Raw genomic sequence first — 15,564 nt, 5'->3', positions numbered from 1 at the left:
AGCTCCGATGCCCGCGCGAGCTCCACACTCCCGCACCCGGGTCCCACACTCAACCGTCCGCGCTCCGGCACCGGCTCGGAGTCACGGGGATCTGTTTCGTACAACGGAACGGCTGTTCGCCTCCATGCCCGTAGGGTCACCGCTCCCGTGCGGGATGTCAAGGGGCATCCTCGAGCCGGCTCCGCGAATCTCGTTGGTATCAAACAGGTTCTGCGCGATCTCGGAAAGCTGCGTGCCCGTCGCGAACTCGTCCGATCACTTCTTGACTGCCCCGGACGTGATCCCGTATACATCTAGCTATCGGCTGAACAGGACAAACGTTTCGCCCAACGGAACACCAGTCGGGCGCCCCGTTCGGGCCGTGGCGAGGAGTGCGCAGGACCGCACTCCCCACGTGGTCGCGTGCGAACGGCCTTCGCACGTGGACTTGTCGAGCCGCTTCCTTCAGCCCGCTCGACGATTGCGCGGAGCCGGGAAATGTACACCGTCGTACGGGCTCTTCGAGAGGTTGCGCCGTCATGAGTTCACTTCGGACCGGGGAAGAACCGGCGCTGATGCGCGAGGCGGCGAGTCCGCGGCCGGCGCCGGCAGGCCTCGTCACCGTGACCCGGCTCGGGTTCTGGGCGCGTTACCACAAGACCGTGCTCGGCACGGCCGGCGTGCTCGCCGCGTTGCTGTTGTGGCAGCTGATCTCGGCGTTCGGCGTCATCGACCCGCTCTACATCAGCTCGCCCATCCGGATCGCGCAGGCCGCGCCGACGGTGTTCGGCACGGACGACTTCGTCCACCACATCGGGATCAGCGCCCAGGAGTTCGGCATCGGGATGCTGCTCGTGGTCGTCACCGGGATCCCGGCGGGCCTGCTCTGCGGCTGGTACCGGCCGCTGCGCGAGCTGACCGACCCGCTCATCTCGGCGCTGTACTCGACGCCCGTCGTCGCGCTGGTGCCGATCCTGGTGCTGGTGCTGGGCATCGGCATCCCGTCGAAGATCGCGGTGGTGTACCTGCTGGCCGTGTGGCCGGTGGTCATCAACACCACCGTCGGCATCCGGACGATCGACCCGGAGCTGATCCGGATGTCACGCACGTTCGGCGCGCGCAACGGCCGGGTGTTCCGCACGGTCGCGCTGCCCGCGAGCGTGCCGCACATCGTCGTCGGGCTGAAGAACGGCGTGGCGCGCGGCATCATCGCGGTGGTCGTCGGCGAGCTGTACGGCGCCTCGGCCGGTGTCGGCTTCTACCTCAACCTCACCGGTCAGATCTTCCAGACCGACCGCTACTACTTCGCCGTCGTGTTCCTCGCGCTGGCCGGTGTGGTGATGGTCGTGCTGCTGAACACGATCGAGAACCGGTTCTCCGCGTGGAAGGTCGATTCGGACTCATGAGCACCGCGAAACTGTCCGCTGTGGACGTTCAGATCGCCTACACCACCCGCGACCGCCGCACGGCACGCACCACGCGTGTCGTGGACGGCATCGACCTCGACGTGCGCGAGGGGGAGTTCCTGTGCATCGTCGGCCCGTCGGGCTGCGGGAAGACGACCTTCATGACGGCGATCAGCGGGATGCTCCCGCTCGCCGGCGGCTGGTTCGAGCTCGACGGCGCGCGGATCACCGGGCCGGGCATGGACCGGGCGACGGTCTTCCAGTCGGCGCAGCTGCTGCCGTGGCGCACGATCGCCGGGAACGTGATGTACGGCCTGGAGGTGCTCGGCTGGAGCAAGCAGCGGCGGGTGGCGCGGGCGGACGAGCTGCTCGAGCTCGTCGGCCTCGCCGAGTTCGCCGCGTACTACCCGCATCAGCTCTCCGGCGGCATGAAACAGCGGGCGAACCTCGCCCGCGCGCTCGCCGTCGACTCGGAGATCCTGCTGATGGACGAGCCGTTCGCGGCGCTGGACGCCCAGACCCGGGAGCTCATGCAGGTCGAGCTGCTGCGGATCTGGGCGCACCAGACGAAGACGTCGGTGTTCGTGACGCACTCGATCAGCGAGGCCGTGTTCCTCGCCGACCGGGTCGTCGTGTTCGGCCCGCGGCCTGCGAAGGTGCGCGAGATCATCCCGGTGGACCTTCCCCGCCCGCGGGACCTGAGCGTCAAGCACACCCTGGAGTTCCAGCAGCTGGAGCAGCGGGTGTGGAAGCTGATCGAAACCGGGGGAAACGACTTCGCCGCGGCGGGTTAGCCGCCGTCCCTTCCGAAAGGCAGCACCATGAGACGCTTCACAGTCGCAGCGGCTCTCGCCCTCGCCTCGGTCCTGCTCGCGTCCTGCGGGTCGGGCAGCAGCGGCTCGGGCGCCGGCAGCGGGCAGAGCGCGGGCCCGGTGGACTTCAAGATCGCCTACGGCGCGACCTCGGCCACCAACATCCCGCTGTACCTCGGGATCGAGAACGGCATCTTCACCAAGTACGGGCTGAACGTGTCGATGGTGCTGTTGCCGGGCACGAAGGCGCCGCCGGCGCTCGCCACGAACTCGGTGCAGCTCTCGCAGTCCGGGGTCTCGGACATGGCGGGCGCCATCGTCGCCGGCTCGCCGTTCACCATCGCGGCCGCGGTGTACCCGTGGATGTTCTTCCAGGTGTACGGCCAGAAGGGGATGACCTCGGTCAAGGACCTCAAGGGCAAGACGATCGCCGCCAGCAGCGCGGGCTCCGCGTCGGACACCGCCATCAACGTCGCGATGAAGGACAGCGGGCTGGTGCGCGGCAAGGACTACAACGTCGTCTACATCGGCGACAACGGCCCGCGGATGGCCGCGTTGCAGCAGGGCGTGGTGAACGCGATCATCGTGTCCCCGCCGACCGCGCAGCTGGCCGCCCAGCAGGGCTTCCCGGACCTCAACGACATGATCGCGGAGAAGATCCCCTACGGCTACGGCAGTTTCGGCGTGAACAAGGCCTGGGCGGCCCAGCACAAGGACACGCTGGTCAAGTTCTTCCAGGCGTACGCGGAGTCGGTGAACCTCGGCCGGAGCAACAAGGATCTCACCTACGTGGTCGAGAAGAAGGACCTCGGGCTCACCGACCAGAAGATCATCGACTCGGTCTACGACGTCAGCATCGCGGTGATGCCGGACTATCCGGTCGTCCAGGCCGACACCATCAAGGCGACCATCTCCAACAGCCAGAACCAGAAGGTCGTCCAGGCCGACCCGAACGGCCTCTTCGACAACTCCTACGTGCAGGCGGCCCAGGCCGCGGCGAAGTGACCGACCGAAGGAGCGACAGGACCCGATGAGCGACCAGTTCGTCACACTCGAGACCACCGGCCGGGTCGCCCGGCTCCGGCTCGACCGCCCCGCCCACGGCAACCTCATCACCAGCACCATGATGCGCCAGTTCGCCGACGCGCTGGGCGGGGCGGGTGCCTCCGGTGCCGACATCCTCGTGATCAGCGCCGCCGGCCCGGACTTCTCGCTGGGCCGCGACCAGCACGAGGTACTGCCCGAGGGGATGACGAAGGCGGACAACACGCGGCTGATCGTCGAGGCCAACGACGGGCTGAACGGCTTTCCCGGCATCACCGTCACCTCCGTGCGCGGCCGGGCGGTCGGGTTCGGCTGCGGGGTGGCGCTGCAGAGCGACTTCACCGTCGTGGCCGACACCGCGGTGCTCGGGTTCGACGAGATCCGGCACGGGCTGACCCCGTCGTTCGTGATGGGGTACGTGGAGGCCTACGTCGGGCCGAAGCGGGCGCTCGACCTCATCCTGACCGGACGGGTGCTGCCGGCGCACGAGGCAGAGCGGCTGGGGATGGTGTCGCGGGTGGCCGGGGCGGACGACCTCGAGGCGGCCACCGAGGCGCTCGTGGCCACCCTGCTCACGTCGAGCCCCGAGCTGCTGCTGGCCAACAAGAGCTACCTGCACGACATCCGGGACGTCCATCCGGACGCGCGGATGAAGCACGCCCTCGACCGCGCCCTGTCGCGGGCCTGAGGGGGCGGCGGTGCCGAAGGCGATCGTCTTCACCGAATACGGCGGGCCCGAGGTCCTGCGGCTCGACGAGGTCGGGCTGCCCGCGCCGGGCCCGCACCAGGTGCGCGTCGCGGTGCGGGCGGCCGGGGTCAACCCGGTCGACTGGAAACGCAGGCGCGGCAAGGGTTTTGCCGAGGCCGGCGCGCCACTGGCCGGCCCGCAGCGGCTCGGCGCCGACGTGGCAGGCGTGGTCGACGCCGTGGGACCGGACGTCACCGCGTTCACGGCGGGAGACGAGGTGTTCGGCCGCGCGGCTGACGGCGCGTACGCCGAGTACGCGGTGTGCAACGCCGAAGACCTCGTCCCGAAGCCACCGGAACTGCCCTGGCAGACCGCGGCCGTCGTCGCGATCAGCGCCGAGACCGCGGTGCGTACCCTGCGCGAGCTCGGCATCGCCGAAGGAGCCGCGCGGGGGAAGACCGTGCTGGTGCACGGCGCCTCGGGCGGAGTCGGCGCGATCGCCGCGCAGCTCGCCGTGCTGTGGGGCGCCCAGGTGATCGGCACCGCGGGCCCGTCCGGCCAGGAGCTGGTCCGCTCGTTCGGCGCCGAAGCCGTCGAGCACGGCGAAGGCTGGGCGGAGCGGGTGAAAGCGCTTGCCCCCGGCGGGATCGACGCCGTCCTGGACGCGCCGGGAAAGGGCGTGCTGCCGGAGTCGGTGGCGCTCACCGGCGATCCCGCGAAGGTCGTGACCATCGCCGACCACCGGGCCGCCGGGCTCGGGGTGGCCTACTCCCGCGGCATGGTGCACCGGCTGGGCATGCGCGAGGTGTTCGGCGAGGTGCTGCCATTGCTCAGCAGCGGGCGCCTGCGCGTGGTCATCGGCGCCGAGTTCCCCCTGCACGAGGCCGCGGCCGCCCACCGGCTCAGCGAGAGCGGGCATCCCGGCGGCCGGATAGTCCTGCTCGTCGACCAGCGAACACCCACTGGAGGTCAGCGGTGAAGCCAGCGCCGTTCACGTACCACCGGCCCACTACCCTCGCCGAGGCGCTGGAGCTGCTCGAGCGCCACGGGGAGGAGGCGAAGATCCTCGCGGGCGGGCAGAGCCTGGTGCCGGTCATGAACTTCCGGCTCGCCACGCCGGAGCGGTTGATCGATATCAACAGGGTGCCCGAGCTGTGTGGCTGCCGGATCGGCGACGGCACGGTGCGCCTCGGCGCGCTCACCCGCCATCGCGAGCTGCTGTCGCTCGAGGACCTGCGGACCGCGGCGCCGCTGCTGCCGATGATCGCGCCGTCCATCGGGCATCCGCAGATCCGTTGCAGCGGCACCTTCGGCGGCAGCCTGTCGCACGCCGACCCCTCGGCCGAGCTGCCCGGCGCCGTGCTGGCGCTGGACGCGACGATGGTGATCTCCAGCAGCAGGGGCGAGCGCCGGGTGCCCGCCCGCGAGTTCTTCCTCTCCTACTTCACCACGGTGCTCGAACCGGACGAGATCCTCACTGCGGTCGAGTTCCCCGCCTGCGGGCCGGGGGAGGGCGCGGCCTTTCGCGAGGTCGCCGCGCGCCAGGGCGACTTCGCGCTCGCCGGTGCGGCGGCGGTCGTGACGGTGGCGGAGGACGACGTGATCACCGACGCCAGGCTCGCCGCCATCTCGGTGTCCGACGTCCCGGTCCGGCTCACCGAGGCGGAGAAGGTCCTTCGTGGACAGACGCCGACGCCCGACATCCTGACCGAGCTGCGCTCGGCCGTGCAGGACGTACTGGAACCGACCGCCGCGGCGAAGGCCTCGGCCGCGTACAAGAAGCGCACCACCGCGGCACTGGCCGCCCGCGTCGCCGAACAGGCGTGGCGCACCGCGCAGAGGAGGACCGCATGACCAGCACGGAAGCCGTGACCCTGTCGGTGAACGGGCAACAGCACTCGATAACCGTGGAACCACGGACGTTGCTGGCCGACGCGCTGCGTGGCCAGCTCGGCTCGAAGGGCACCCACATCGGCTGCGAGCACGGCGTGTGCGGCGCCTGCACGGTCCTCGTCGACGGGCATCCGGTGCGCTCGTGCCTGACCTTCGCCGTACAGGCCGAGGGCAGCGAGATCGAGACCGTGGAGTCTCTCGGCGAGCCCGACGGCGGGCTGAACTCGTTGCAGCGCGGCTTCCAGCGCCACCACGGCCTGCAGTGCGGGTTCTGCACACCCGGGATCCTGATGTCGCTCACCCAGCTGTTCCGCGAGGACCCGTCGCCGGACGAGGAGCGCATCCGCGACCAGATCCAGGGGCACATCTGCCGCTGCACGGGCTACCAGCAGATGGTCGAGGCGGCGGTCGAGGAGTCCGAGACGAACGCGAAGGAGGGCCGATGATCGGCGAGCGCAGGGTCCGGCGGGAGGACGTCCGCCTGTTGCGCGGCGAGGGCACCTACGTCGACGACATCGACCTGCCCGGCGCGGTGTACCTGGCCGGGGTCCGCAGCACCGAGCCGCACGCGACGATCCTCGGCATCGACACCACCGCGGCGAAGGCCGTCCCGGGCGTGCTCGGCGTCTACACCGCGGCCGACATCGAGCCGATCAACCGGTTGTGGCGCCAGCAGCTGACCCACTCCTCGCTGAAGATGGCGGTGCAGCGGACGCTGCCGGTGGACAAGGTGCGGTTCGTCGGCGAGCTGGTCGCGGTGGTCGTCGCGGAGACCCGGTACCTCGCCGAGGACGCCGCGGAGCTCGTCGACATCGACTACGAGCCGCTGCCGGGCGCCGGCAACTACCACCGCGCGCTGGAGCTGGACGTCCCGATCCACGAAGGCATCGACGACAACGTGGCGTCGCACTTCTCCCAGTCCACCGGGGACGTCGGCTGGGCGCTGTCGTCGGCGCCGCACGTGCTGCGCGAGACGTTCACGATCAACCGCGGCGGCGGGCACTCGATGGAGGGCAGGGCCGTCGCGGCGAGATGGGACACCTCGCTCGACCAGTACACGGTCTTCGACGCCACCCAGGGGCCGCACCAGGCCCGCGCCCACATCGCGTTCGCGCTGGGCGTGCCCGACGAGAAGGTCCGGGTGATCGCACCGCCCGACGTCGGCGGCGGCTTCGGGCCCAAGGGCGGGAAGTACCCGGAGGAGATACTGGTGACCTGGCTGTCGAAGCAGCTGCGCCGGCCGGTCAAGTTCATCGAGGACCGCTACGAGCACTTCCTGACCTCGTACCAGGAGCACCAGCAGGAGCACCACGTCGAGGTCGGCTACGACGGCGACGGGAAGCTCCTCGGGCTCAAGGACGTGTTCCTGCACGACACCGGCGCCTACGCCCCCTCGCTCATCGTGCCGCTGATCGCCGGCACCACCGTGCCCGGCTGCTACAAGATCCCCAACATCCACATCGAGTTCCGCGCCGTGTTCACGAACAAGGTGCCGTGCAGCGCCGTGCGCGGGGCCGGCCGCCCGCAGGGCGTGTACGTGATGGAGCGGATCATGGACCGGATCGCCGAGGAGCTGGACCTCGACCCGGTCGAGGTCCGCAAGCGCAACCTCATCCAGGCCGACGAGTTCCCCTACGCGGTCGGGCTGACCTTCCGTGATGGCAGCCCGCTGACCTACGACAGCGGCAACTATCCCGGCCTGCTGCAGCTCGGGCTGGACCTGTTCGACTACGACCGGCAGCGCGAGATCCAGCGGGAGAGGCGCGCGGCGGGCGTCTACCGCGGGATCGGGGTGTCGATCGCGCTCGAAGGCGTCGGGATCGGGCCGTTCGAGGGTGCCACCGTCCGGATCGAGAAGACCGGCCGGATCACCGCCGTGATGGGCGCACCACCGCAGGGGCAGGGCTTCGAGACCACCTACGCGACGATCGTCGCGGACACCATCGGCGTCGACCCGGACCTGGTCGACGTGGTCACCGGCGACACCGCCGCGATCGCCTACGGCGTGGGCACCTTCGCCAGCCGCGTGATGGCCAACGCCGGGCCCGCCATGCTGCAGGCCTCGATCGAGGTGAAGGACAAGCTCGTGCAGACCGCGTCCGCGATGCTGGAGGCCTCCGCGGAGGACCTGGAGATCGCCGGCACCGAGATCCGCGTCAAGGGCACCGAGGCCGGCGTCCCGATCGCGGACGCGGCGCGACTGTCCAATGTGGGCTCTCCCGGGGTCAATCTGCCACCGGGCGTGGTGCCCGGGCTCACCTCGACGTCCTACTTCAACCCCTCCAGCGCGGGCTACTCCGCGAGCGTGCACGCCTGCGCGGTGGAGGTCGACATCGACACCGGCGAGATCGAGATCTTCGACTGGGTCGTCGGCCACGACTGCGGGCGGATCATCAACCCGCTGCTGGTGGAGGGCCAGGTCATCGGCGGGCTCGCGCACGGGCTGAGCAACGCGATGTACGAGGAGCAGATGTACGGCGAGGACGGCACCCCGCTGACCACCAGCTACCTCGACTACCCGATCCCGTCGGCGCGCGAGCTGCCGAAGCTGCGGCTGTTCCACCAGGAGACGCTCTCGCCGCTGAACCCGCTGGGCGCCAAGGGGGCGGGCGAGGCCGGGACGCTCGGCGTGCCCGCGTTGATCGCGACCGCGGTCGAGGACGCGCTGCGCCCGCTCGGGGTGCGGATCAACCACCTGCCGCTCTCGCCGGGCCTGCTCGGCGACCTGATCGCGGGCGCGGCGGAGCGGGGCGCGGCGGAGCGGGGCGCGGCATGAGCGGGAGGCGGTGATGGCCACGGCGCAGCAGCAGGCGCCCGCGCCCGAGGCCGCCGGGCCGCTGCTCCGGGTGCCCTTCGACGGCACCGTCGGCTGGCTGCAGCACTCGGTGATGACGATCCAGAACGTCTTCGCGATCGTCGGCATGTTCCTGTTCCCGGCGGTGCTCGGGGCGAGCCTGAAGCTCGACCCCACGACCACGGCGCAGCTCTACGGCGTCACGTTCGTGGTCACCGGCCTCGGCACGGTGCTGCAGGCGGTGCTGGGGCTGCGGCTGCCGATCGTGCTCGGTCCGTGGGCCGCGACGCTGGCCGGGCTGATCGCCGCGGTCAAGGTGGACGGGCCGGGCGCGGCGTTCGGCTCGTTCTTCGTGGCCGCGCTCGTCTGGGCCGTGCTGTCGCTGCCGATCCCCGGCCTGTCCGCGGTCGGCTACGTGGGCAGGCTGTTCCGGAACCCGTTGCTGTTCGGCGGGGTCGTGCTGATGTCGATGACCACGCTGACCTCGGTGACGGTGGTCAACTGGGTCGGCGCGCCGGGCAGCAAGGGGTTCGGGCTGCCGGCGTGGGCCGGCGGCGGGGTCGCGATCGTGGTGAGCTTCCTGATCCTGCTGCTGGTGCGCGGGCCCGCCCGCTCGACGGCGATGCTGTGCGGGATCGTGGCGGGCTCGCTGGTGTGGTCGTTGTTCAGCCCGATCAGCTTCGCGCGCGTGGGCAGCTCGCCGTGGCTGCTGATCCCGCACCTGTTCTCCTTCGGCTTCTCGGTGGACCCCGCGCTCGTGGTGCTGTTCGTGCTGCTGCTGATGACCGGGGTGACCGGTTCGCTGGCGATGTACAACGTGGCCGCGGAATGGGGCGGGATCGAGCTGCCCGGGCGCCGGATGTCGTGGGGGACCTTCGGGCAGTCGGTCACCAGCGTCGTGGCCGCGGCGCTGGGCACGTTCTCGGTGTGCGTCTACCCCGACAACCTGGCGATCGTGCGCACCAGCCGGATCGGCAGCCGGTGGATCACGTTCTCCTCGGGACTGCTGCTGCTCGCGGGCGGGTTCGTGGTCAAGTTCGACGCGATCTTCGTGAGCATCCCCAGCAACGTCATCGCGGCCGCGGCCGTGGTGCTGTTCGGGGTCATCGTCGCGTCCGCGCTGGAGACACTGGGCCGGGTCAGCTGGGACCAGCTGAACCTGCTGGTGATCGGCCCGCCGTTCATGCTCTCGCTCGGCGGGCTGTTCGTCACCCAGGAGACCACCGCGCACTACCCGCTGCTGGTGCGCACGATCATCGCGCAGCCGCTGTTGACCGGGCCGGTGCTCCTGCTGGTGCTGCACCTGCTGGTGGAGAAGGTCATCCGGCCGCGGCGGGACCGCGCGGCCGCCCAGGCGCACTGAACGAAGGAGAGCCCCGTGCCCGTCGTCTACCTCCACCCGATCGGCCTCGACGCGCGGCTGTGGCGCGATCTCGTCGAGCCGGGCGACCTCGCACTCAGCTTCCCCGGCTTCGGCGACACCCCGCTGGAGGGGCCGCCGAGCCTGCCCGCGCTGGCGGAGTTCGTCGCGAGCCGGGTGCGCGAACCGGCCGACCTGGTGGGCGTGTCGCTGGGCAGCATGGTCGCCCAGCACACCGCGTTGCTGTTCCCGGACAAGGTGCGCTCGGTCGTGCTCGCCTGCGGTGGCGTCGCGTCCGGCGCCGAGACGTCCCGGCAACGAGCCCGCGACACCCGCGAGGGCGGGATGGCCGGCGTGCTCGACACCACGCTCGAGCGCTGGTTCAGCCCGGAAGCCCTTGCCACGGAAGGACATCCGGGTGTCGGCTATGCCAGGAACCGGTTGCTCACCGACGATCCCGCGGTCTTCGCGGCGTACTGGGAGGCGATGGCGGAGCACGACCTGCGCGACGAGGTCGGGAAGCTGCGGATCCCGGTGACCGTGCTCGCCGCGAACGGGGATCGCGCCGTGTCCGTGGACGTGCTGCGCGGGGTCGCGGAGCTGATCGAGGGCGCGCGGTTCGAGGTGATCGACGGGCCGCACATCGTGCCGCTGGAGAACCGTGCCGGGTTCGCCGACGTCGTCCGGCGGCATCTGAGCCGGGTGCCGGCGTGAAGGCGGTCCAGGCGGTCGGCGCCGGCGGCCCGGAGGTGCTGAAGCTCGTCGACGTGGCCGTACCGGAACCGGGCCCGGACGACGTGCAGATCGCCGTCCGGTTCGCCGGGGTCAACTTCGCCGACGTCAACGCCCGCCGCGGCACCTACCTCCCGCCGGACGCGCCCCCGCGCGGCCTCGGCCTGGACTGCTACGGCGAGGTGACCGCGGTCGGGCGCAACGTCCGCGAGCTGCGGCCCGGCCAGCGGGTCGCGGGCTTCGCCACCACTGCCGGCTACGCACAGGTCGTGGTCACCCCGGCCACCCTGGTCTGGCCGGTGCCCGACGGGGTGCGCGACGAGACGGCCGCGGCTTTCCCGGTCGTCGGGCACACGGCGTACCACCTCCTCGCGACGGCGGCGCGGCTCCAGCCCGGGGAAAGCGTGCTCGTGACGGCGGCCGCGGGTGGGGTGGGCACGACCGCCGTGCAGGTGGCGCGGCTGCTCGGCGCCGGACGGGTGGTCGCGGCCGCGGGATCGGCGGCACGGGCCGCCGAGGCGGGCGCGGACGTGAGCGTCGGCTACAGCAGGCTGGACCCGGGGAACGCCGGCAGGATCGCGATCGCACTCGACGGTGTCGGGGGAGCGGTGCGCCGCCACGCACTCGACTGTCTCGGCCTGTTCGGCCGGCTGGTCCACTTCGGAAACTCCTGCGGGGAACCCGAGGAGCTGCCGCCGCTGCGGGAGCTTCGCGAACGTGAGCTCGCGGTGTGCGGGCTGCACCTGCAACGGCTGCGGCGGGAGCGCCCGGACCTGCTCGCGCACAGCGCGCAGGCGCTGCTGGGCTGGCTCGCGAGCGGGCGGCTGCGGATTCCCGTCGCCGAGGTGCTGCCGCTCGAGCACGCGGCGGAGGCCCACCGGAAGCTGGAATCCCGGCAGGTCAAGGGAAAGCTGCTGCTCGCCGTCGACGGGAGCAAGCCGTGACACGGCACGGGCGGTTGCCGTGGTTCCGGCCGGAGGAGCTCGACGAGGAGCAGCGCCGGTGCTACGACGAGCTTCTCGGCGGCCCCCGGGACCGGAGCGTGCTCACCGACGCCGAGGGCAGGCTGGAGGGCGCGTTCAACGCCCGCCTGCTCGACCCGCCGGTCGGCACCGCGATCCAGCAGCTCGGTGCCGCGCTGCGGTACGGCAGCCGGATCGGCGACCGGCAGCGCGAGCTGGTGATCCTCACGGTCGCGGTGGCGGAGCGCTGCGACTACGAGTGGCACGGCCACGTGCCCGGGGCACGGCGCGCGGGCCTGAGCGAGCAACAGCTGACGGCGCTGCGCGCCGGCGCGCCGGTGCCCGGCCTGAGCGACGACGACCGGATCGCGTGCGAGGTCGCGGCGGAACTGTTGCGGGACAACGACCTTTGCGACATCTCGTACGCACGCGCCGCGGCGGCGCTCGGCCTGGCGACGCTGTTCGACATCGTCAGCCTGGTCGGGCACTACCGGCACACGGCGCTGGCGCTACGCGTCTGGCGCGTGCCGTTGCGCGCCGGCGACGCCGCGGTCTTCGGCGGTTCTCATCCGGCAGTGGAGGAGCGAGCATGAGCACCAGCGAACAGCACGAAGCCCCGATCTCCGTCGAGACCCCGGCGCCGTCGCGGATGAGCCGCTACCTGTGGCTCGTGCTCGCCTCGGCGTTCCTGGCCTGGATGTTCGACTCGATCGCGCTGAACGTCTTCAACCTCATCCTCACCCCGAGCATGAGCGAGCTGCTGCACACCCAGGCGCGCGGGGAGATCGCCGGAACCGGCGGGCTCGTCGTGGCGATCAAGCTCGTCGCGTGGGGCGTGGGTGGCACCCTGTTCGGGGTGCTCACCGACCGCTACGGCCGGGCGCGGATCATGCTCGTCACGATCGTGATCTACGCGGTGTTCACCGGGCTGAGCGCGACCGCGCAGAACTGGGAGCAGCTCGCGATCTACCAGGGCCTCGCCGGGCTCGGCATCGGCGGCGAGTGGTCCGCCGGGGCCGCGCTGCTGGCCGAGAGCCTGCCCGAACGGCTGCGGCCGCGGCTGATGATCGTCATGCAGCTGGCGTTCTCCGTCGGCTACTTCTTCGCCGCCGTCGTCAACCTCGCGGTCGGCGCGAACTGGCGGCTGGTGCTGGTGTGGTGCGCGGTGCCATCGGTGGTGGTGGTCGTGCTCCGGCTGTTCGTCAAGGAACCCGAGCGCTGGGTCCGCACCACCCGGCGCCAGGCCCGGCGGCTGGGCAGCCTCGGCAGGCTGTTCGAACCCGACCTGCGGCGGCGCACCCTCGGTGGCCTGTTCAGCGCGATGTTCCTGATGATCGGCTCGTTCGCCGCGACGACCTTCACCCCGTCGTGGATCGCCGAGCTGCTCGGCAAGTCGGGTGCGAGCCACGCGAGCCAGTACGTGAGCTACTTCGCGATGCTGCTCAACGGCGGGGCCGCGGTGGGCTACCTGCTGCTGATCTGGCTGGTCCAGGCGATCGGGCGCAGGCTGTCGTACTTCGTGTTCGCGCTGGGCTCGCTGATCACCGCGGTGGCCATGTTCACCCTGGTCGGGTCGACGACCGCGGTGCTGATCGCGGCGCCCATCGCGGGGTTCTTCATGCTCGGCGGGTTCGGCGTGTTCGCGGTGTACCTGCCGGAGCTGTTCCCGACGGAGGTGCGCGCGACGGGACAGGGGCTGTGCTTCAACTTCGCGCGCATCATCACCGGCGCGGGCACCCTCGGCACCGGGGTACTGGTCGGCACGCTGGGCTCGTACCCGACGGCGGGGCTGCTGGTCTCGCTCGCGTTCGGGGTGGGCCTGTTCACGATCTGGATCGGCCCGGAGACCCGCGGCTGGAAGCTGAGCGACTCGTAGCGGCGCTTCTCGCCTCGCCGGGTGCGGCGCGGTGCCGGCGAACGAGAGCTCCGCGCGGATGTGCGAGTGGTTCCCCTTCGCGACGACGATCGCCGCGGCCGGCTACCGGGTCGTGCTGTGGGACTACGACCGCGGCCCGGCGCCCGAGCCGGACCAGGCGGCCGACGACCGCTACGGCTCGGCGGCCGCGGAACCGGACATCCTCGCCGCGATCCCCGGCGCGGACAAGCGGCTGCTCACCGCCGCGGTGATGGACTTCCTCGCCCGGACGTCGAAGCCGTGACGCCGGTGCTGCGCGGGTGCCACCGCACCCGCCCGGAAGCAGGTGCGGTGGCCAGTGCACGTCAGTGCTGCTGGTGTGCCATGGACGTGCTCCTGCCCGAGCCCACCCGGGAGAGCGCGCGGCCGTCCTGGACGCCCAGGTACCACACGTCCGCGCCCGCGAGGTGGTAGTCCGAGCCGGGCACGACGGACAGGGCGATCGTCGCGGTGACGTTGACCGGGACGTCCACCATCGTGTTCACCCAGTGCGGGGTCCGCGTCCAGTCCACCCCGACCTGGCCGCGCTCCGTCCACTGTGTACCGACCGCGTGGTCGAGACCGGCGTCGGCCGGGGCGATCCGCACCGTGGAGCCACCGGCGCCGGTGACCGTGACGCCGAGGACGCCCTCCAGCACGCCGACCACACCCGCGCCACCCCAGCCGTGGGCGTACCAGCGTGTGCAGACGCCCGAGACCGAGGCCGCGATCCGCACCGCGCTGACCCTCGACGCGACCCGGTGGCAGTACCTCACCGGCGTGCCGGACGAAAGCGTGGTCAGCCCCGACGCCTGGCACCACGACTTCGCGCTGCTCTCGCGCCCCGGCAACGACGCCATACAGCTCGCGCTGTTCAGCGACTACGCGACCAACCCGCCGCTGCACGAGTACCTGCGCACCATCCGGCCGCCGGTGCTGGCGGTCTGGGGCAAGGGCGACGAGATCTTCGGTCCCGACGGCGCCCGTGCCTTCGCCGAGGACGTCCCGGACGCGGAGATCCACCTTCTCGAGGGTGGCCACTTCCTCCTCGAAAGCGCGGGCGACGAGGTGGCCGAACTGATTCACAGTTTCCTGGACCGGCTCGAACAAAGGAGTGAGTGATGGGTCTGGCATGGCAGCAGGGACCACTGGCGGCCAAGTCGGTGGGACGGTTCCTGGTGGCGCAGCCGCTGCCCGAGCGGCTGTTGTTCGCCGAGCCGCTGCGGCGGCGGATGCGCGTGCGGTTCGGCGGCGAGTGGGTGGCCGACAGCGAGGACGTCGTGCTGCTGCACGAGCCCGGCCGCTATCCGGTCGCGTACTTCCCGCTGGCCGACGTCCGGGCGGGGGTGCTCGTGGGGCAGCGGCGTACGACGCAGCACCGCGAGCTCGGCACGACGACGTGGTTCGACGTTCACGCCGGCGGCGATGCGGCCCAGCGCGCCGCCTGGCAGCACACCGGGCTGCCGGAGTACGCGGGCATCCTGCGCGACCGGGTGGCCTTCGCCTGGCGGGCGATGGACGCGTTCTACGAGGAGGACGAGCGCATCGTCGGGCACGCCGCGGACCTCTACCACCGCAACGACATCCGGCGCACCTCGCGGCATCTCCTGGTGCGCGACGGCGACCGGGTCGTCGCCGAGACGCGGCGCCCGGTGGTGCTGTTCGAATCCGGCTTCGCACCGCGCTGGTACGTCCCCCGCGACGACGTCGACGAGTCGGCCCTGACCCCGGTCGAGGGACAGACTTTCTGCCCCTACAAGGGTTTGGCGAGCTACTACGACATCGGGGGGCGCAAGCGCGCCGCCTGGTCCTACCTCGAGGCGTGGCCGGAGGTGGCCGGGGTGTCGGGCTTCGTGTCGTTCGAACCGGACGTCGTGGACGTGTACCTCGACGACCGGAAGCTGGCCCTCGAGCCGGGGCAGGCAGTCACCCCGCACGGCATCGACCGGGGTCTGGACCCCGACGAGATGCGGCAGCGTCCACAACGGAACGGAGCGTAG

At 71.3% G+C, this 15,564-nt stretch carries 17 protein-coding genes; 16 read left to right on the top strand and 1 reads right to left on the bottom strand.

The window, feature by feature from the left end; all coding sequences use genetic code 11:
- The first annotated feature begins 518 nt into the window (after positions 1-518).
- The 14 genes from LWP59_RS23030 to LWP59_RS22965 are packed head-to-tail and all read left to right on the top strand — an operon-like array spanning position 519 to position 13,829.
- Positions 519-1,385, top strand: a complete 867-nt coding sequence (locus LWP59_RS23030; protein WP_144641237.1) for an ABC transporter permease — start codon at positions 519-521, stop codon at positions 1,383-1,385.
- Complete coding sequence (locus LWP59_RS23025; RefSeq protein WP_144641234.1) at positions 1,382-2,179, top strand: ABC transporter ATP-binding protein; 798 nt, start codon at positions 1,382-1,384, stop codon at positions 2,177-2,179. Before LWP59_RS23030 ends, LWP59_RS23025 begins: the two co-directional genes overlap by 4 nt.
- 27 nt (positions 2,180-2,206) lie before the next feature.
- A complete protein-coding gene (locus LWP59_RS23020; RefSeq protein WP_144641231.1) occupies positions 2,207-3,202 on the top strand; it encodes an ABC transporter substrate-binding protein in 996 nt (331 codons plus the stop codon).
- A 25-nt stretch (positions 3,203-3,227) separates the two neighbouring features.
- Positions 3,228-3,929, top strand: coding sequence for an enoyl-CoA hydratase/isomerase family protein (locus LWP59_RS23015; protein WP_144641228.1), 702 nt, complete (start codon positions 3,228-3,230; stop codon positions 3,927-3,929).
- 10 nt (positions 3,930-3,939) lie between these two features.
- Positions 3,940-4,908, top strand: coding sequence for an NADP-dependent oxidoreductase (locus LWP59_RS23010; RefSeq protein ID WP_144641225.1), 969 nt, complete (start codon positions 3,940-3,942; stop codon positions 4,906-4,908).
- Positions 4,905-5,783, top strand: a complete 879-nt coding sequence (locus tag LWP59_RS23005; protein WP_144641222.1) for an FAD binding domain-containing protein — start codon at positions 4,905-4,907, stop codon at positions 5,781-5,783. The genes LWP59_RS23010 and LWP59_RS23005 overlap by 4 nt, the downstream gene beginning before the upstream one ends.
- The gene (locus tag LWP59_RS23000) at positions 5,780-6,268 is read left to right on the top strand and encodes a (2Fe-2S)-binding protein (RefSeq protein ID WP_144641219.1); all 489 of its coding nucleotides are present in this window, start codon (positions 5,780-5,782) and stop codon (positions 6,266-6,268) included. Before LWP59_RS23005 ends, LWP59_RS23000 begins: the two co-directional genes overlap by 4 nt.
- Complete coding sequence (locus tag LWP59_RS22995) at positions 6,265-8,598, top strand: xanthine dehydrogenase family protein molybdopterin-binding subunit (protein ID WP_144641215.1); 2,334 nt, start codon at positions 6,265-6,267, stop codon at positions 8,596-8,598. Before LWP59_RS23000 ends, LWP59_RS22995 begins: the two co-directional genes overlap by 4 nt.
- Before the next feature lie 13 nt (positions 8,599-8,611).
- Complete coding sequence (locus LWP59_RS22990) at positions 8,612-9,979, top strand: solute carrier family 23 protein (protein WP_144641212.1); 1,368 nt, start codon at positions 8,612-8,614, stop codon at positions 9,977-9,979.
- Positions 9,980-9,994: 15 nt separating this feature from the next.
- Positions 9,995-10,690, top strand: coding sequence for an alpha/beta fold hydrolase (locus tag LWP59_RS22985; protein ID WP_144641209.1), 696 nt, complete (start codon positions 9,995-9,997; stop codon positions 10,688-10,690).
- Entirely contained in the window at positions 10,687-11,652 is a 966-nt protein-coding gene (locus LWP59_RS22980) for a quinone oxidoreductase family protein (protein ID WP_144641206.1), read from the top strand. The genes LWP59_RS22985 and LWP59_RS22980 overlap by 4 nt, the downstream gene beginning before the upstream one ends.
- Positions 11,649-12,263 (top strand): carboxymuconolactone decarboxylase family protein, encoded by a 615-nt coding sequence (locus LWP59_RS22975; RefSeq protein ID WP_222425599.1) that lies wholly within the window; start codon positions 11,649-11,651, stop codon positions 12,261-12,263. The genes LWP59_RS22980 and LWP59_RS22975 overlap by 4 nt, the downstream gene beginning before the upstream one ends.
- Complete coding sequence (locus LWP59_RS22970) at positions 12,260-13,546, top strand: MFS transporter (RefSeq protein WP_144641203.1); 1,287 nt, start codon at positions 12,260-12,262, stop codon at positions 13,544-13,546. Before LWP59_RS22975 ends, LWP59_RS22970 begins: the two co-directional genes overlap by 4 nt.
- 31 nt (positions 13,547-13,577) lie before the next feature.
- Positions 13,578-13,829: a hypothetical protein gene (locus LWP59_RS22965; protein WP_144641200.1), complete on the top strand. Its 252-nt coding sequence runs from the start codon at positions 13,578-13,580 to the stop codon at positions 13,827-13,829.
- Positions 13,830-13,890: 61 nt separating this feature from the next.
- Here LWP59_RS22965 and LWP59_RS22960 read toward each other — a convergent pair whose 3' ends face one another.
- Positions 13,891-14,301 carry an alpha-L-rhamnosidase C-terminal domain-containing protein gene (locus tag LWP59_RS22960; RefSeq protein WP_222425598.1) on the bottom strand — a complete coding sequence of 137 codons (411 nt, stop codon included), beginning with the start codon at positions 14,299-14,301 and terminating at the stop codon, positions 13,891-13,893.
- Between LWP59_RS22960 and LWP59_RS22955 the strand changes: the two genes are divergently transcribed.
- Positions 14,267-14,686, top strand: a complete 420-nt coding sequence (locus LWP59_RS22955) for an alpha/beta fold hydrolase (protein WP_222425597.1) — start codon at positions 14,267-14,269, stop codon at positions 14,684-14,686. The two genes, LWP59_RS22960 and LWP59_RS22955, sit on opposite strands and share 35 nt — an antisense overlap.
- Entirely contained in the window at positions 14,686-15,564 is an 879-nt protein-coding gene (locus tag LWP59_RS22950; RefSeq protein ID WP_144641194.1) for a DUF427 domain-containing protein, read from the top strand. Before LWP59_RS22955 ends, LWP59_RS22950 begins: the two co-directional genes overlap by 1 nt.

This window comes from Amycolatopsis acidiphila, assembly GCF_021391495.1.
In the GTDB taxonomy this organism is placed as follows: domain Bacteria; phylum Actinomycetota; class Actinomycetes; order Mycobacteriales; family Pseudonocardiaceae; genus Amycolatopsis_E; species Amycolatopsis_E acidiphila.
This window is presented reverse-complemented; position numbering and strand designations above follow the sequence as displayed.